This is a genomic window from Ruegeria sp. H3 (assembly GCF_056533095.1).
Genome location: NZ_JBQFOD010000001.1, coordinates 474,033 through 491,801 on the forward strand (window position 1 = coordinate 474,033; position 17,769 = coordinate 491,801).

At 58.0% G+C, this 17,769-nt stretch carries 18 protein-coding genes; 9 read left to right on the forward strand and 9 right to left on the reverse strand.

Annotated elements, in window-relative coordinates; all coding sequences use genetic code 11:
- Positions 1-303: 303 nt before the first annotated feature.
- From ACR0JE_RS02455 to ACR0JE_RS02490, 8 genes are all read left to right on the forward strand, one after another.
- Entirely contained in the window at positions 304-2,043 is a 1,740-nt protein-coding gene (locus ACR0JE_RS02455) for an ABC transporter substrate-binding protein (protein WP_480540943.1), read from the forward strand.
- A gap of 81 nt (positions 2,044-2,124) precedes the next feature.
- Positions 2,125-3,174, forward strand: a complete 1,050-nt coding sequence (locus ACR0JE_RS02460; RefSeq protein WP_480862735.1) for an ABC transporter ATP-binding protein — start codon at positions 2,125-2,127, stop codon at positions 3,172-3,174.
- Between the two features lies 1 nt (position 3,175).
- Positions 3,176-4,249 carry an ABC transporter ATP-binding protein gene (locus tag ACR0JE_RS02465; RefSeq protein ID WP_480540939.1) on the forward strand — a complete coding sequence of 358 codons (1,074 nt, stop codon included), beginning with the start codon at positions 3,176-3,178 and terminating at the stop codon, positions 4,247-4,249.
- Positions 4,249-5,112 (forward strand): carbohydrate ABC transporter permease, encoded by an 864-nt coding sequence (locus ACR0JE_RS02470; RefSeq protein ID WP_170392846.1) that lies wholly within the window; start codon positions 4,249-4,251, stop codon positions 5,110-5,112. Before ACR0JE_RS02465 ends, ACR0JE_RS02470 begins: the two co-directional genes overlap by 1 nt.
- A complete protein-coding gene (locus ACR0JE_RS02475) occupies positions 5,109-5,906 on the forward strand; it encodes a carbohydrate ABC transporter permease (RefSeq protein WP_058280831.1) in 798 nt (265 codons plus the stop codon). Before ACR0JE_RS02470 ends, ACR0JE_RS02475 begins: the two co-directional genes overlap by 4 nt.
- An 8-nt stretch (positions 5,907-5,914) precedes the next feature.
- Complete coding sequence (locus tag ACR0JE_RS02480; RefSeq protein WP_480862738.1) at positions 5,915-6,316, forward strand: DUF2160 domain-containing protein; 402 nt, start codon at positions 5,915-5,917, stop codon at positions 6,314-6,316.
- Between the two features lie 65 nt (positions 6,317-6,381).
- Positions 6,382-6,777 (forward strand): BlaI/MecI/CopY family transcriptional regulator, encoded by a 396-nt coding sequence (locus ACR0JE_RS02485; protein WP_170533094.1) that lies wholly within the window; start codon positions 6,382-6,384, stop codon positions 6,775-6,777.
- A complete protein-coding gene (locus ACR0JE_RS02490; protein WP_480540935.1) occupies positions 6,764-7,861 on the forward strand; it encodes a M56 family metallopeptidase in 1,098 nt (365 codons plus the stop codon). The genes ACR0JE_RS02485 and ACR0JE_RS02490 overlap by 14 nt, the downstream gene beginning before the upstream one ends.
- A gap of 7 nt (positions 7,862-7,868) precedes the next feature.
- Here the strand turns inward: ACR0JE_RS02490 and ACR0JE_RS02495 are convergent, their stop codons facing one another.
- Complete coding sequence (locus ACR0JE_RS02495) at positions 7,869-9,272, reverse strand: MATE family efflux transporter (RefSeq protein WP_480862740.1); 1,404 nt, start codon at positions 9,270-9,272, stop codon at positions 7,869-7,871.
- 361 nt (positions 9,273-9,633) lie between these two features.
- Between ACR0JE_RS02495 and ACR0JE_RS02500 the strand changes: the two genes are divergently transcribed.
- Complete coding sequence (locus ACR0JE_RS02500; protein ID WP_480862742.1) at positions 9,634-10,734, forward strand: Hint domain-containing protein; 1,101 nt, start codon at positions 9,634-9,636, stop codon at positions 10,732-10,734.
- Here the strand turns inward: ACR0JE_RS02500 and ACR0JE_RS02505 are convergent.
- Genes ACR0JE_RS02505 through ACR0JE_RS02540 form a run of 8 tightly spaced genes read right to left on the reverse strand, consistent with a single transcriptional unit; the run spans position 10,731 to position 17,767 of the window.
- Positions 10,731-11,849 (reverse strand): alpha-hydroxy acid oxidase, encoded by a 1,119-nt coding sequence (locus ACR0JE_RS02505; RefSeq protein ID WP_480862744.1) that lies wholly within the window; start codon positions 11,847-11,849, stop codon positions 10,731-10,733. The genes ACR0JE_RS02500 and ACR0JE_RS02505 overlap by 4 nt on opposite strands.
- Positions 11,849-12,403, reverse strand: coding sequence for a sulfopyruvate decarboxylase subunit beta (comE, locus tag ACR0JE_RS02510; protein ID WP_480498795.1), 555 nt, complete (start codon positions 12,401-12,403; stop codon positions 11,849-11,851). Before comE ends, ACR0JE_RS02505 begins: the two co-directional genes overlap by 1 nt.
- Positions 12,400-12,906: a sulfopyruvate decarboxylase subunit alpha gene (comD, locus tag ACR0JE_RS02515; RefSeq protein WP_170532433.1), complete on the reverse strand. Its 507-nt coding sequence runs from the start codon at positions 12,904-12,906 to the stop codon at positions 12,400-12,402. The genes comE and comD overlap by 4 nt, the downstream gene beginning before the upstream one ends.
- Before the next feature lie 50 nt (positions 12,907-12,956).
- Positions 12,957-13,367, reverse strand: a complete 411-nt coding sequence (locus tag ACR0JE_RS02520; protein WP_480547813.1) for a universal stress protein — start codon at positions 13,365-13,367, stop codon at positions 12,957-12,959.
- Positions 13,368-13,390: 23 nt separating this feature from the next.
- The gene (locus ACR0JE_RS02525) at positions 13,391-14,368 is read right to left on the reverse strand and encodes an alcohol dehydrogenase catalytic domain-containing protein (RefSeq protein WP_480862746.1); all 978 of its coding nucleotides are present in this window, start codon (positions 14,366-14,368) and stop codon (positions 13,391-13,393) included.
- The gene (locus tag ACR0JE_RS02530; protein WP_480862748.1) at positions 14,365-15,126 is read right to left on the reverse strand and encodes an SDR family NAD(P)-dependent oxidoreductase; all 762 of its coding nucleotides are present in this window, start codon (positions 15,124-15,126) and stop codon (positions 14,365-14,367) included. Before ACR0JE_RS02530 ends, ACR0JE_RS02525 begins: the two co-directional genes overlap by 4 nt.
- Complete coding sequence (gene hisD, locus ACR0JE_RS02535; protein ID WP_480547810.1) at positions 15,119-16,426, reverse strand: histidinol dehydrogenase; 1,308 nt, start codon at positions 16,424-16,426, stop codon at positions 15,119-15,121. The genes ACR0JE_RS02530 and hisD overlap by 8 nt, the downstream gene beginning before the upstream one ends.
- Before the next feature lie 12 nt (positions 16,427-16,438).
- Positions 16,439-17,767, reverse strand: a complete 1,329-nt coding sequence (locus ACR0JE_RS02540) for a TRAP transporter large permease (RefSeq protein WP_170532424.1) — start codon at positions 17,765-17,767, stop codon at positions 16,439-16,441.
- Positions 17,768-17,769: the final 2 nt, after the last annotated feature.

The window sequence follows — 17,769 nt, forward strand, 5'->3', positions numbered from 1 at the left end:
TTGTTTTGGCAACAGCAGGATCAACGAGGGTCGTGGTTGATAGCGTGCACCGACCTTGCTGGGTAGTATCGTAGGAATGCGTCTCCACTCCCATCCAGCCGGAAGCAAAATACCAGGTTTTTCAATTTATAATCAATGAATTATATGCACCTCTTTACCATTCCAACCTCATCATTTTTCACATCTCAGAATGCCCGTAGATCAATTACTAAAAATTTAGTTTGACACATACGCAAGAAATCGCTGATGCTTCCCCTCATCCGGTTTGCGCCGGACGCAACCAAAATCTTTGGGAGGAGACAGATGCGGAGACATCTACTTTCCGCAGTGGCGGCGGCTGCCGTCATTGCGGGGCACGGTCCTGCTTGGGCCGACGAAGCCGCAGCACAACGTTGGATTGACGACGAATTCCAGCCATCGACCTTGTCGAAAGACGAACAGATGGCCGAGATGCAGTGGTTCATCGAAGCTGCACAACCCTATGCGGGCATGGAGATTAACGTCCTGTCCGAAGGCATCCCCACCCACTCGTATGAATCCGAGGTTCTGACCAAGGCGTTCGAGGAAATCACCGGCATCAAGGTCAACCACCAGATCCTGGGTGAAGGTGAGGTGGTGCAGGCCGTTCAGACTCAGATGCAGACGGGTCGGAACCTGTATGATGGCTATGTCAACGACAGTGACCTGATCGGAACGCACTCGCGCCTGCAGCTGGCCTACCCGCTGACAGACATGATGGGCGGCGACTGGGCGGCGACAACCTCGCCGACGCTGGATCTGGACGACTTCATGGGCATTCAGTTCACCACCGGTCCGGATGGCAAGCTGTATCAGCTGCCCGACCAGCAGTTTGCGAACCTCTACTGGTTCCGCAAGGACTGGTTCGATGACGAAGCCAACAAGGCCGCGTTCAAAGAGAAATACGGCTATGATCTGGGCGTTCCGGTCAACTGGTCCGCTTACGAGGACATCGCCGAATTCTTCACGAATGACGTCAAGGAAGTCGATGGTGTGACAATCTATGGTCACATGGATTACGGCAAGCGTGCGCCTGACTTGGGTTGGCGTATGACCGACGCCTGGCTGTCAATGGCCGGTGCTGGTGACGTGGGTGAACCGAATGGCGTACCCGTTGATGAATGGGGCATCCGCATGGAAGCGGGCACCTGTAACCCTGTCGGGGCCTCCGTCTCGCGCGGTGGTGCGGCCAACGGTCCGGCTGCGGTCTATGCGATCCGCAAGTGGGATGAATGGCTGCGGGCCTACGCGCCTCCGGGTGCGGCGTCTTATGACTTCTACCAGTCGCTGCCGGCACTTAGCCAAGGCAACGTGGCCCAGCAGATCTTCTGGTACACCGCCTTTACCGCAGACATGGTGAAGCCGAAATCCGAAGGCAATAACACTGTCGACGACGAAGGCACGCCGCTGTGGCGCATGGCACCCAGCCCGCATGGCCCGTATTGGGAAGACGGTCAGAAGGTTGGCTACCAGGACGTGGGTTCGTGGACCTTCCTGAAATCAACCCCCGAGGATCGTGCTCAGGCCGCGTGGCTCTATGCTCAGTTCGTGACATCCAAGACTGTTGACGTGAAGAAGTCCCATGTGGGTCTGACCTTCATCCGCGACAGTTCGGTCAATCACGAGTCGTTCACAGAACGCGCACCCAAGCTGGGTGGTCTGGTCGAGTTCTATCGCTCGCCTGACCGTGTGGCATGGTCGCCGACCGGCATCAACGTTCCGGATTATCCGAAGCTGGCCCAAATCTGGTGGCAGCAGATCGGTGACGTGAACTCGGGCGCGTTTACGCCGCAAGAGGCGATGGATCGTCTGGCCGAAGAGATGGACATCACCATGTCCCGCATGCAGGCCGCAGATGAGGCCGCCAACGTCTATGGCGGTTGTGGTCCACGCCTGAACGAGCCGCAGGATGCTGCCTTCTGGCTGGAAAAGCCGGGCTCGCCCAAAGCCAAGCTTGAGAACGAAAAGCCGCAAGGCCAGACCGTCAACTATGACGAACTGGTTCAGCGCTGGCAGTCTCAGTAAGCTCGAAAGAACTGGGGGTGCCGTTTTCGGCACCTCCTTCCCAAGACCAGTGCGTGCACTGAAGGACCGGAACCCACGGACATGATCGAACTTCAAGACGCCACCAAACGGGTTGGCAACACCATCCATATCAAGCCCACGACCCTTACGTTGCGCACCGGCCATTTCAATGTGCTTTTGGGGGCGACCGGATCGGGCAAGACCTCTTTGATCAAGATGATGGCGGGGCTGGATCCAATTGCCTCGGGCAAGGTCTTTATGGATGGGCAGGACGTCACTAAGCTGAACACGCAAAAGCGGCAGATCAGCTTGGTTCATCAGTTCTTTGTGAACTACCCGCATATGACCGTTTTTGAAAACATCGCCTCGCCTTTGCGCGTGGCTGGCATGGCGAAATCCGAAATCGAAGGCCGCGTGGAAGAGGCTGCTGACCTCTTACAACTGCGCCCGATGCTGCACCGCCGCCCGCATGAGCTGTCGGGTGGCCAACAACAACGGACCGCCCTGGCGCGTGCGATTGCGAAAGAGAGCCGGGCTGTGTTCCTGGATGAACCACTGGCAAATCTGGACTACAAGCTGCGTGAGGAATTGCGTGAACAGCTTCCTGACCTGTTTGCAGGACGCGGTGCCGTAGTCGTTTACGCGACCTCGGAACCCGAGGAAGCCCTGCTTTTGGGCGGTTACACGGCTTTGATGGAAGACGGTCGCGTCACGCAATTCGGTCCGACCGCAGACATCTATCGCAATCCCGAAAACATCGCGGCCGCCCGCGTTTTCTCGGACCCGCCGATCAATGTTGCCCACATCACCGTATCAGGTGCGCAGGCACAATTGGCAGGCGGCGGAGGCTGGACGGTCTCGGACATGGCCGACGGAGACTACATGGTCGCCGTGCGCCCACATCGAGTGACACCGTTCCGCACATCGGATGCTGATGTGGAACTGACGGGTCGCGTGATCGTGACAGAACTGTCGGGTTCCGACTCCAGCGCGCATTTCCAGCATGGCTCGGATGACTGGGTTTCGCTCGCGGCAGGTGTGCATCCCTATGAAGTTGGCGAAGATCACAGTTTCTACATGAACCCGGCCCATTGCCGGTATTTCGGCCAAGACGGCCAAAGGGTGGCCTGACATGGCACAGATCAAGCTTTCCAACCTGCGACACAGCTATATGCCATCGCCGAAAGGCCCCGAGGATTATGCGCTGAAAGAGATCGACGTGACTTGGCGTGATGGCGGAGCCTATGCGCTACTGGGCCCCTCGGGCTGCGGCAAGTCCACTCTGCTCAATATCATCTCGGGGCTGCTGACGCCGTCTGAGGGGCAGATTCTGTTTGACGGTCAGGATGTTACAGCCCTGCCACCCGATCAGCGCAACATCGCGCAGGTGTTCCAGTTCCCGGTGATCTACGACACGATGACCGTGGGCGAAAACCTGGCTTTTCCGCTGAAGAACCGAGGCGTCGATGCCGCGACGATCAAGCGCCGCGTCGATGAGATTGCCGAGATGCTGGACGTCAAGGATATGCTGAACACCCGCGCCAGCGGCCTCAGCCCGGACAATAAGCAGAAGATTTCGATGGGGCGCGGTCTGGTCCGTGATGACGTGAACGCGGTGATGTTCGACGAACCGCTTACCGTCATTGACCCGCATCTGAAATGGAAGCTGCGCTCGAAGCTCAAAGAGCTGCACCAGCGCGTCAAAGCGACGATGATCTACGTGACCCACGACCAGACGGAAGCCCTGACCTTCGCCGATGAAGTTGTGGTGATGCAGGAGGGTGAAGTGGTGCAGATTGGCACGCCGGTCGAGCTGTTCGAGCGCCCTCAGCACACCTTCGTTGGCCACTTCATCGGCTCTCCCGGCATGAATGTTCTGCCCTGCGAGACCAAGGGCGACCGGGCCGTGTTTGAGGGCCATGAAGTGATGCTGGAAGGCCCTACCCATGGCGACGGTGGTCGCACTGATCTGGGTATCCGCCCCGAATATGTGGGCTTTGGCGACACTGGCATCCCGGCGCAGGTGACCAAAGTGTCCGACATCGGTCGCCACTACGTCGTCAGCGCCATGGTCGGTAACACCGCCCTTAAAGCCGTGACCGAACATAATGCACCCAATCCGGGCTCACAGGTCTTCCTGCAATTCAAACCAGAACAATCCCGCGTTTACCGCGACGGCTGGATCGCAACCGAGGAGCGCAGCTGATGAGAACAGAAAACCAAAAAGCCTGGTTCTTTGTCCTGCCGGTGTTGGCACTGGTTGCGTTCAACGCGCTGGTGCCGATGATGACGGTGGTCAACTACTCGGTGCAGGAAACCTTCGGCAACAACCAGTTCTTCTGGGAAGGTCTCGGCTGGTTCGAACAGATCCTGCGATCCGACCGGTTCCAAGCCGCGTTGGGGCGGCAGTTCCTGTTCACCTTTCTGATCCTGCTGATCGAGGTGCCACTGGGCATCATCGTCGCCCTGTCCATGCCGCGCAAAGGATTCTGGGTTCCAGTCTGTCTGGTCCTGATGGCCCTGCCGATGCTGATCCCGTGGAACGTGGTTGGCTCGATGTGGAACATCTTCACCCTGCCCAAGATCGGCCTGCTGGGCTACTTCCTGAATGATGTTCTGGGCATCAACTATGACATGACGCAACAGCCTTTATCGGCCTGGATCACCGTCATCGTCATGGATGTCTGGCACTGGACGTCGCTGGTTGTGCTGCTGTGTTATGCGGGCCTCGTATCGATCCCGGATGCCTACTATCAGGCCGCGAAGATCGACGGTGCCAGCCCATGGTCGGTGTTCCGCTATATCCAACTGCCCAAGATGAAGACCGTCCTGACCATCGCCGTTCTGCTGCGCTTTATGGACAGTTTCAACATCTATACCGAGCCCTTCGTTCTGACCGGCGGCGGCCCCGGAAACTCGACCACCCTGCTCTCGATCGACCTTGTGAAGATCGCGCTGGGACAGTTCGACCTTGGCCCTGCAGCGGCGATGAGCTTGATCTACTTCGCCATCACGCTGCTGGTCAGCTGGGTCTTCTACACTCTGATGACAAAGGATGACGCGCAATGAAGAAGCGGTCCCTTATCCCGATCCTCTATATCGCGTTTCTGATGCTGCCGATCTATTGGCTGGTGGCGATGTCCTTCAAGACCACGAACGAGATCCTGTCGGGCTTTTCCCTGTTCCCACAGACCTTCACGCTGGAGAATTACATCACCATCTTCACCGACCCGACGTGGTACTGGGGGTATATCAACTCGATCATCTACGTGACGATCAACACGGTGCTGTCGGTCTGTGTGGCGCTGCCTGCGGCCTATGCATTCTCGCGTTATCGGTTCCTGGGCGATAAGCAGTTGTTCTTTTGGCTGCTGACCAACCGGATGGCCCCGGCGGCGGTGTTCGCGCTGCCGTTCTTTCAGCTCTATTCGTCGATCCACCTGTTCGACACCTATCTGGCTGTGGCGCTGGCGCATACGCTGTTCAACGTGCCACTGGCGGTGTGGATTTTGGAAGGTTTCATGCGCGGTATCCCGAAGGAACTGGACGAAACCGCCTATGTAGACGGCTATTCCTTTCCACGCTTTTTCGTGACGATCTTCTTGCCCAATATCAAAGCGGGCGTGGGTGTAGCAGCCTTCTTCTGCTTCATGTTCTCGTGGGTCGAGATGCTTCTGGCCAAGACGCTTACGGCGGTTGAGGCCAAACCCATCGCCGCCGTGATGACTCGTACTGCATCCAGCGCGGGGTATGAATTGGGCTTGCTGGCAGCCGCCGGAACACTGACCATCATTCCCGGCGCCATCGTCATCTGGTTTGTCCGCAACTACATCGCGCGCGGGTTCGCGATGGGACGTGTATGAGGTTCGATATGCGCAAACTTCTTATCATCCTTCCCTTCTTTCCCTCTGTGGCATTTGCCCAGCAGGCGGGTTGGGGCAGCGTTGGCCAACAAGAGGAAAAAGGCTTTTCGTGGACCGACCCCCTGTGGCCCGACTTCTGGATGGCCTGGACACCGGCAACACTGGCCCTGTTCGTCAGCATCTTCTCGGCCATCGCGCTGATCGGCCTACTCGAAGGGTTCAAGTACCGCGACGGGATCGAACGGCGTGGCGTGTTGGGCCTGACAACCACGCTGGGCGATAGGCTGTTTATCACGTTATTGGGTTCGGCCTATATATTCCTCGCCTGGCTCGGGCTGGTCGGTCAGCCCGTCTGGACCCCGCTTTTCCTCTCCATCGGCTGGGGCATCTTCGTCTTCTGGAAAGTTTAAGCTTTGCGAAACAGCGAAAGGATGCTTGTCTGACAGGCAGACCAAACATGACGACACCGAGATCAATGCGTAAGAAAAAGACGACAAACCTGCTGACCGAAGTTGAACTGGAGTTCATGAACGAACTCTGGGCGCTTGGGCAAGGTTCGGTGCGTGATGTTTTGGGTCGCCTGCCCCCGGAACGGAATCTGGCCTATACATCAGGCGCCACGATCCTGCGCATACTCGACGAAAAGGGATTTGTCGAAAGCCGCAAGGACGGCAAGACCCTGATCTACCGGCCGCTTCTGGACAAGGACAGGTATCAGGCACGCTCACTTCAAAACCTGTCGCGGACGTTGTTTGACAACACGCCCGCCTCACTGGTCGCGCGACTGGTGGATGATGAAGGTCTGAGCGAAACCGATCTGGAGGAGATTCGAGCACTGGTAGAGAGGAGACTGCAACATGACCGCGGTTAAACCGGTACTCGACGCTTATCTAGAAATGAATATCGTTTTGGGCCTGTCCGCTGTGATCTGGGTGATCGCACGCGCTGCTTTGGCCCGCACATCACTGCGCGGCGGCTATATCGCTCAGCTGCGCGCGTTCAAGGTGTTGTGTCTCTGCGTTCTGGCCAGCCCGCTGCTGGCGTTTGGCGTGTCCGCCATGGCCAGCCTCATCTGGCCGGATCGGGCTGTAGCACTCGGCGATATTGCGGTAGCCGCCTATCTGCGCGGCGAGATTGCAATGCCCGCTACCCAATTCGAAGCGTTGCTGAACACCCGCGAGCGTTGGTTGGATCAGGTCCTGTCCGGTCAATCGACCGCCATCACCTTTGTGTTGTCCGTATTGGCCTGTGTAGCAGTTGTGCTGGCGCTGCGTGTCACACGTGACGCGCTTGCCATTCGCGCCACGGTCGAGACCAGCTTTCTCTGGCGGCAGTCAAACAAGGTTGATATCCGCCTATCTGATCGTATCACCGTTCCGTTCGCCGTGCGCGGCCTGCGCCGTCGTCACGTGGTGCTTCCCAGCCATCTACTGGATACCCCCCGCGAGTTACGCTTTGCGTTGGCACACGAATTTCAGCACATCCGCGCGGGAGATGTAGAGTGGGAGCTTGGGTTCGAACTGCTGCGTCCACTTCTGTTCTGGAACCCGGCCTATCTGGTCCTGAAATACCAGTTTGATCGCCTGCGCGAGCTGGCCTGTGATCAGTCCGTGGTCGCACGCAAACGGATCGACTCGCGCGAATACACCACCTGTTTGCTGGACTATTGTGCCCGCACCGTGTCAGTCGGCCACCCACGTGTCCTGAACGTTGCCCTGGTCAGCGGCGGCAAAGCCAAACATGTGTTGCGTCAGAGGGTTCTGGCCCTGACCGAAGCGCCGCAGGCCGTGGCCCCCCTGCCCGTTTTCTTCCTGGGTATGACGCTGATCTTTGCCAGTCTTCTAGCCGTTGGGTCGGCGTCCGTTCAGCAAAGGCACGACTGGAGCCATGATCGGCTGATGCTGTCGACCGTTGTGAACCTAGAACGGCTGCAAGCGCGCAATCAGGGGAACTGAGACCCCGCTACCAGCCCCGTCGACCAAATAGCGAATGGATGCGGTTCTGATCCGCGAAGGGCTCGGCCGTTTGTGTCCGCTGCAGGCCGGACACCACGCGCATGACCAGACCCCAGCTGATCACAGCGAAAATGACACCACCGAATGCTTGGCCCAGCAGAACACCAGATGCCCCGGCAAGGCTTGACCCCAGCGTCGCGAATATCCAGGTGCCCACCGTGTGACGACCCCAGTTGATCCAGGTTGAATAAACCGGATGACCCAGATTGTTGAAGCTGGCGTTTGCGACAAAGATGACCCCGTTGAAGAACGATGCGAGGGCCAGCGGGCCGCAGAACAGGTAAATCAGGGTGCGGGTTTCGCCTTGGGCCGCAAATAGATCTGCAATCGGCGCACGCAGCAAGAACAGGATCGCAGCCATACCAAAAACATAAATTGCAGTGAATTTGATGCCCGCCAGATAAGCTGCGCGAACACGGTCGAATTTCTCGGCCCCGTAGTTCTGTCCTATGATCGGACCAATGGCGCCCGACAGCGCAAAAATCACCGAAAACGCCACGGGTAGCAACCGCCCGATCACTGCCATACCGGCGACGGCGTCTGTTCCGTATTGTGCAATCTCGCGCACGACAATGGCATTGCCGATTGGTGTGGCCACATTGGTCAGCACCGCCGGAATCGCAATGGCCCGAACAGGCCGGATATCCTGTACCACTTGTCTCACAGAGGGTCGCGCAAAGGCCTGATGCACCCGCAAGGCGGGCCAAAGGGCGGCGGCCAGCATACATACGCGCGCGATCACGGATGCAATCGCCGCACCATCCAGCCCAAGCCCGACCCCGAAAATCAGGATCGGGTCAAGAACCGCGTTCACGACACCACCATAGATCGTCGCCATCATCGACCGGCGCGCATCCCCGTGCGCTCGCAGAACCGCCATGGATGCCATCGCAATCGACATCACCCACATCGTGGGCAGAATGATCGAGACATAGCGGGTTGCCAGCCTTAGAACCTCGCCCTCGGCTCCAAGCAAAGATAGCAGAAAGCTGATGTTTAACAGCACCAGAGCAGAGACTGCCAACCCCAGGATCAGACCAATCACAGCCACACTGGAGGCATAATTGCGGGCTTGTTCAGGCTGACCAGCACCAAGCTCACGCGCGACAAGCGCGCCTGCTGAAATAGACAGCCCGATATTGATCGCGTTGGTGAAAAACAGCAGCGTACCCGCATATCCCACCGCCGCAGCCAAGGCGTCATTTCCCAGCATTGAAATGAAGATCATGTCGACGAAATCAACGGCGAAAATGGCCATCAATCCGATACTGGTGGTCAGCGACATGCGCGTCACGTGGCGCATCAGACTGCCGTTCAGAAATATTGCCTCACGTGCAGAAGTCTCGGCCAAGGTCCCGTCCTGTTATTGCGGTTTTGTAATCGTGTTCCGAAACACCAGCGATGTGAAACACAAATTCTAATCCGAACCCTCAGTGTGAGGTTTTTACGCCAGCGTGTGACGCGTGAGTGATTTCTACCCAGTCCATCCCACTCGAGGGTCCAGGATCGCAGTCGTCGATCTCAATTTGTTTACAAATTGTTATGGGATTTCTGACCGACCCGCCCAATTTTTAAGGAGCGCCGCCTATAATTCGCCTTAAACAAGCTGTAAGCGTGGCGCTGCTTGGTTGCTTTTGGATGTCATCCCGCAACATCTTAGAGAGCCAAACAATGACAAAGTTTTACCCAGTGGATGAGTTTCAGGTTTAGTCATGGCGAACTATTCATATATCGGCTACGCGCCGGGTGTCATTTCAGTAAATTTTTTCGGCCAGGATACCATCACCTTATCCGCAAGCTATGACCCAGCGACGGATCGCAGGGTCTTTGATGTCGAGGACGCGGCAGGTGGCACCATTTTGAACGGGGGCAACCCGCTGCCTGACACGGGAACCGTGTTTAACGGCGATCGGTTCAGCAACGAAAACGGGGATGACGCGACGCAAACAGGCGTTGTTACCAATCTGGACGGGTCGACAACCTTTGCCAGCGGCGACATCTATCTCGAGGAATCTTACATCCTGACGGTGCCTGGTGGCGGCAGCATCACGGTCTATGCCGTTGAAGTCGAGGGCACCCTGGTCGGATACATCACGTCTGAGCCACTGGACCCGGGCGTGACCTACAACATTCAGGTCGTCAATGTCACGCCAACAAACGCGCCTGATACGACCGATCCAACCTCAATTATCGATGTGCCCTGTTTTGCCGCTGGCACTCTGATTGCAACGCCGTCGGGGCTGAAACCGATCGACTCCCTAAGTGCTGGTGATTCGGTTAGCACAGCTGATCACGGGGATCAGATCATTCGCTGGATTGGGTCAACTCAACTGGATCGGGCGGAGCTGGCGGCCAAACCCAAGCTCAAACCGATACGGATTGAGGCTGGTGCTTTGGGCCGAGGGTTGCCACATCGCGACCTCTTGGTGTCGCCTCAACACAGAATGCTGGTGCGTTCGCCCATTGCCACCCGGATGTTCGATGCCACAGAGGTTCTGGTGCCCGCTCATATGCTGACCGACCTTCCGGGTATCAACCGTGAAGACAACGCCCAGTCGGTCACTTACTACCACATGCTATTTGACCGCCATGAGGTTGTGTTTGCTGAAGGAGCTCCGTCAGAAAGCCTGTTTACGGGCCCGCAGGCCATGGACTGCTTACCCCAAGCTGCGCGCGACGAGATTCTTGAGCTATTCCCCGACCTTAGGCTGCCTGGGTATATGGTAAGATCCGCGCGACACATTCCATCCAAAGGTCGGCAAGTTCGCAATATGGTGCAGCGACACCTTAAGAACGACCGCCCTTTGATCTAAGGCTGACGGGCGTTCTGACCTGCCGCTTGTGCGATCTGAGTGACACCGATCTGGGCCATGGCGATGCTCATCTCATCGCTGAGAACCTGCCACAGCTGGTGCAGCCCCTCTTCACCCCCCGCTGCAATGGCGAATTGCAGGATCCGGCCGAAGAAAGTGAAGTTCGCGCCTGTGAAAAGGGCTTTCAACGCATCCTCGCCGGAACGTAGGCCGCTATCATAGAACAGCGGAAGTGTTTCTCCGACTGCGGCGCGGATTTCGGGCAGGATGGAAAATGGGGCGGGCGCGCTTTCAAGTTGCCGGGCGCCGTGGCTGGAGACCTGAATGGCATCCACCCCGGCAGCCTTGAGAGCAACCGCGTCTTCGACATCCAATACACCTTTGACCACCAGATGCCCCGACCACCGATCCCGAAGGCTTGCCAACGTGTCCCAATTTGCTTTGGCGCGGCTTTCGGTTCGGTCAAACTCGTACCCGTCCATCAGGAAATTGGCCATTTGCGGCTTGCCGTGCACGAGGGTCGACAAGGACCAGCGCGGATGCAGCGCGAAGTCCAGAAACTGACGTGGACCCAACCGGAACGGCATGCGGAACCCGTGCCGCAACTCTCGGGGCCTGCGCCCAACCTCGGGGACATCGACAGTCAGAACAAGTGTGTCGTATCCCGCAGCCTTCGCCCGATCCACAAGCTTAGAGGTTCCTGATCCATCCCCGCTGAAATATAGCTGAAACCAGGCATTGCCCTCAGACACCTCCAGCATCTTTTCCATCGGGGTGGAGGCCACAGTCGATACGCCCAACGGTACGGAATAGCGCGCAGACAGACGCGCCAGCATCAGATCAGCCCCCGGGCCCGACAGGTTGCACATCCCCATGGGCGCAATGCCAAAGGGACGTTGTGCGGATTTGCCAAAGACAGAGCTTGCCAATGAGCGCTCACTCACTTCCCGCAGGATGCGCGGACGCAGGGTCATCGCATCCAGGGCAGCCCGATTGCGCGTGGCCCCGACCTCAGCCCCCGCAGCACCATCGATATAGTCGAACACCATCCACGGTAAACGCCGCCGCGCAAGGCGGCGGGCGTCTTCGGCTGAATGAATGTCGCTTGCGGCCATCAGGCCTCGACAGCTTTCATAAAGCGGTCACGGATCACCACCGGGTCCATCGTGATAACCGGCATCTTGGCGTTGCCGCTTTCACATTTGCTGACGATAATGGTCATCTGTTTGCTATCCAGCGCCTCTTGCAGCACGCGACCCGTATCCTCGGCGGCACATTCGACTACCCGCTCACACCCGGCAGCCTGCGCCATTTTCGTCAGAGAGGTTTTCTGACCCGCATAGGTTGGCTGATCCCCGGTTGAGCCGTAGGAGCCGTTGTCGACGATCAGCAGGATATAGTTATCCGCCACGTTGTTGGCGATCGTCGGAAGCGTACCCAGATTGGTCAGGATCGAGCCATCCCCATCAATCACGATCACCGGTTTAGGCTGCGCTAAAGCCAGACCCAGACCAATGGATGAAGCCAAACCCATGGTGCCCAGCATGTAGAAATTCGTAGGCTGGTCATCGATAGCGTGCAGTTCCTGGCTGGGAATGCCGATGTTGCAGACCACCAATTGATCGCGCAGGATCGGGGCGATTTCTTTCAGAATCTCAGAACGGATCATTGGTCGCCATAGCCTCCCCAAAAGTTCGCATCGGTCAGAATGGCAACCGGTTTGTTGCACATGAATGTGTATTTCAGGATCATGTCGAGCTCTTCGACATCAGATTGATTGTGGAAGTGGTAGGTCGGGATGTTCATCTGTGCCAACAACGCCTTGGTATGCACAGCCATTTCGACCTGACAGGCCACCGGTTCACGCAATTCCCCACGATACGAGATCAGCATGGGCAGTGGCATTCGGTAATATTGGATCAGCGTCGCCAGAGTGTTGATGGTCACACCAATGGCCGTGTTCTGCATGATGATGGCAGGGCGTTTACCGCCCATCCAGGCACCTGCGCACAGGCCCATGCCTTCGTCTTCCTTGTTCGACGGGATGTGAAAAATCTCATCGCGCTGGTCGATTTCTTCTATCACTCCAGCCAATTGCTTGCAGGGGACGGTGGTCACGAACGAGATGTCGTTCGCCACCAGATCGTCAGTGATCTTCTTGTCTATGTTCATGGTCCAGCTTTTGGTCCTGTTTAGGGCGCGGTATGCGCGATTGACGATATTCAGGTTCTGCGATGCACATGCACTGCACAGTGTGCGTGGCGAACGACGCGCGAGGCGGTCGATCCAAGAAAATAGTCGCTCAGGTCCGGCTTGTGCGAGCCGATCACGATGCAATCGATACCGTTGCTGTCGGCATAGTCGATAATGGTGCGTGCCGTGTGTCCTTTGACAATCTCGGCAGTCACATCATCCAGCCCTTCGACCTTGTCCAGCAACTGGCGGCGGGCACGCTCGAACCCTTCGGCGACCAGTGTTTTGTCCAGATAGGCGCTGACCGAGCCCTGAGGCATCTCATAGACATGCAAGGCAACGATCTCGGCCCCGTCTTCAGACAGGGCGCGGGCAACCTCCAGCGTGTGCTGCGAGATGCCGTGATCCAGCGCCATAGGAACAAGAACTTTCTTATACATATCAATCTCCTTTTCAGCCCGGTCTATTCCCACGGGTCCAGGATAATCTTTGGCGCGGTAACCACGCCAGAGCGCAGGTCGCGAAACGCCTGCGCCCCTTCGGACAGAGGGCGCGCTTCGGTCCAGTCTAAGGCACCCAAACGCCCATCGAATATGGCCTGCGCCGTTTGGCGGAAATCTTCGGCGGTGTAGGTATACGTGCCGATAAAGGTGATTTCCTGCAATGTCATGCGACGGATATCTAGCCCGCCTGTATCCTCACCCAAGCCGACATGCGCAATCACCCCACCAGGTTCTGCACAGGCCGACGCCGTCGCGCGCGTGGCTGCATAACCGACCGCATCAATCACAATCGGATAGGTTCCCGCGGCTTCATCTAGGACGCGAAATCCTAGCCCTTGCAAGAATGTGCGTCGTCCAGAGTTCGGCTCAACCAGCGTCACATCCTCAATGCTCATCGCTCTCAAAGCCAATGCCGCAGCCAGACCAATGGCGCCGCCGCCCAAAACCAATGCGCGTTTTTCGCTGGTCGGATGCAATGCTTCAACGGCCAGTCGAACGGTGTGCCAGCTAACGGCCAAGGGTTCGGCCAAGGCGGCTTTGTCCAATGGCACACCATCTGGCACTTCAACCAGATTGCGGTCGGGCATCGACACATATTGCGCAAAGGCCCCTTCGCGTGGAGGCATCGAGATAATCTGGCGCTGCGGGCAAAGGTTTTCCCGGCCCGAGGTGCAAGCCGGACACAGCCCGCAGGACACCAGCGGGTTGATCGTCACGCGCGTACCATCACGCGGGCCGCCGACGATTACACCCGCGGCCTCGTGGCCGAGGATCAGCGGTGCCGGACGCCGGGCATCATGCCCCAGATAGGCATGCATATCCGAGCCGCAGATGCCAACCGCCTGGACACGGATCAGATACTCGTCCGTGCCGGGTACAGCGTCGGGCATATCCCGATACGCAACCTCTTCGACCCCCTCATACACAAGCGCTTTCATTTCGCAGTGAACCCCCCATCGACCATGAGGACCTGCCCAGTGACATAATCCGAGGCTTTCGAGCACAGAAACAGGATCGGCCCGTCGATATCTTCCATACGGCCGTTGCGCCCAGTGCAGGTTTGAGCGGCGTTTCGCGCGGCACGATCCGGGTTATCAAACACAGCCTGCGTCAGCTCAGTCGGGAAGAACCCCGGCCCAATGGCATTGGCGGTGATGCCGTAGGGCGACCATGCCTCGGCCATCGCGCGGGTCAATTGCCCGATCCCGGCCTTGGTCGCGCCATAGGCGATGCCGGCGGGAAAGGCGCGTGTGGTTTGCAGCGAGGCAAAATTCACAATCCGGCCCCAGCCTTTTTCCTTCATCGCGGGCACCATCGCCTGGCTCAGGAAAAATGGCGCGCTCAGGTTCAGGGCCAGAGTCGCATCCCATCCCTGCCCGGTCACATCATCCGCCGCCTCACGGGTATTTACACCTGCGGCGTGGACGATGATATCGGGTGCTCCAAAATGGGATGAGACCTCATTCACAAGCGCGTCCACATTCTCACGATCCGCAACATTCCCTGTTACTGAGGCGGCCATTGGCCCGATCTCATTGCACATTTGCGAAAGGGCATCGCCCCGCCGCGCAACGCCGACAACTTTGGCACCAGCCTGCGCCAGAACCAAAGCCACCCGTCGCCCCAGTCCCGAGCTTGCACCAGTGACACAGGCCACGCGCCCTGTCAGATCAAACAGCGCGCGTGGGTCATCCATCTGCGGTCAGGTCGAATTGCTCATCCGGGAAATACTTGGCCAGACGCACATCAGCGGCACGGGCGTGACCCTCCATCCCTTCCAAACGCGAAATACGCGCCGTTGCGACTGCGATAGGCTTGGATCCTTCGCGCGTTGCCCGCTGCCATGTCACGATTTTCATGTATTTATGAACACTCAGGCCACCGGTATAGCTGGCCGCGCCCGAAGTGGGCAGAACATGATTGGTCCCGGTGGCTTTATCACCGTAGGACACAGTGGTTTCTTCACCCAGAAACAGCGAGCCATAACAAGTCAGCCGGTTCAGCCACCAATCCAGATCCTCAGCCTGAACGGTCAGGTGTTCAGGCGCATAGTCGTCGGAACAGGCCGCCATTTCTTCACGATCCGCACAAACGATCACCTCGGCATAGTCGCGCCAAGCAGCAGATGCGTTTTCGCGGTTCAGTTCCGGCAGGTCCTCAATCAGCGCGGGCACAAGCTCCATCACTTTTTCTGCCAACTCCCGATCATCGGTCACCAGCCAGACGGGCGAGTTATACCCGTGCTCGGCCTGACTGACCAAATCGGTCGCGACCACATGTGCATCTGCGCTGCCATCGGCCAGGATCAAGCTGTCCGTCGGGCCCGCGATCATGTCGATACCGACCTTGCCGTACAGAATACGCTTTGCCTCGGCCACGAACTGGTTGCCAGGCCCGACAAGAATATTCGCGCGTGGCAATCCGAACAGGCCATAGGTCATGGCAGCCACGCCTTGTACACCGCCCATCGCCAAGATGCTGTCGGCTCCGCAGATATGCGCGGCGTAGACGATCGCAGGTGCGACGCCTTCGCCCGGACGGGGCGGAGAGCACGCGGTGATATGGCGACACCCTGCTACTTTGGCTGTGGTTACCGTCATAATCGCACTGGCGATATGGCTGTAGCGTCCACCAGGCACATAGCACCCTGCCGCATCTACAGGGATGGCTTTTTGCCCCGCGACAACGCCCGGCACGATCTCGGTCTGCACATCCGACACGGTGGCTTTTTGCGTTTCAGCAAAGCGGCGCACGTTGTCATGGGCAAATCGGATATCGGCCTTCAGTTTCTCGGGCACCAAGGCGATGGCCGCGTCGATCTCGTCCTGAGTCATCAGGACATTGCCTTCGAACTTGTCGAATTTGGCGGCATATTCCAGCGCTTTGGCGTCACCCCCGGCCTCGATATCGGACAGGATGGTTTTGACCGTATCGTGCACCTCGGACGCATGAGATTGCGCCGTCAGGGTTGCCTTTTTCAGATAGTCACGCGGCATATTCAGCAAATCCTATTGGTAGATTTCAGGGAGCAATGTGGTTGAAACTGCGGGTACATACGCGATCAACAGAACCACAATCAGCATGGTCAAGACAAAGGGAACGGCGCGGGCTGCGATTTTTAGGATTGATTCTCCGGTTATCCCGGAAACAACAAACAGGTTCAGGCCCAGCGGCGGGGTGATGAAGCCCACGCCCAGGGCGGTGATCATCATGATGCAGAACTGAATCTCGTTCATGCCGATATTGTCGGCCAGAGGTTTCAGGATCGGTGCAAGGATCACGATGTTCGGCGTTGTTTCCATCACACAGCCTGCCGCGATCAGGATGCCGATCATCAGCAAGATCAGCAAGTATGGGTCATCGGTCAGATTGGTAACAGATGTCACAAATCCCTGCGGCACACCCATGATCGCCAGCGCCTCGGCCAATGGGGCCGAAAAGGCGATGATCGGCAGGATCACCCCGTTGACCTTGGCCGAGCTGACCAGCATTGACGGGAAATCGGCCAGTGTCAGCGTGCGCAGGATGAAGCCCATGATGATGGTAACGACAACGGCGGTCGCCCCGGCCTCGGTGGGGGTCAGACGGCCTGAGAAGATGCCGTAGAAGATGATGCCCGGCACGATGAAGGCGTACCAGCCGGATTTCAGCGCCTTGCCCAGATTGGCCAGCCATTCACCCATCGTCATCATGCCGCCGCCTTCATAGGCATAAAGGCGGTTCATGATGATATTGGTGATCAGGATCGAGACCAGAATGGCCAGACCGGGGATCAGCGCCGCAAGGAATAGGGTCGAGGCAGATATACCCAGCACGAGCCCGATGATGATGTAGGCAATCGACGGCGGGATCAGGATGCCGGTGCAGGCCCCCGCCGCAACCAGTGCACAGGCATAGGGGCGCGGGTAGCCGCTTTCGACCAGACGGTTGATCGTCATCCGGCCCACGGCAGCAGCACCTGCCGCGTCCGAGCCCGAGATCGCCGCGAACATGCCGCAGACCAGCACGGTGGCCGAGCCGAAGCCGCCCTTGGCGAAACAGGTCAGCGCCTCGGCCACGTCCAGAAACTTGCGCGATAACCCGGTGCGCACGAGCACATCCCCGGTTAGAATGAACAAGGGCACAGCAGTCAGGGCAAAGGCATCAATGCCGGTGAACAGGCTTTCGCCCACGAGGCTCAGCGGCAGGTCGCCGGACATGACAAGCATCAGGATCGCAGCAGACCCGATCGCCGCCCAGACGGGCACTGCCATGGCGATCAGACCCACGAACAGGATCACGGGCAGATAAAAATCCCAGCCCAATTCGACCGTTTGATTGAGGGTATTCCAAAGCATCT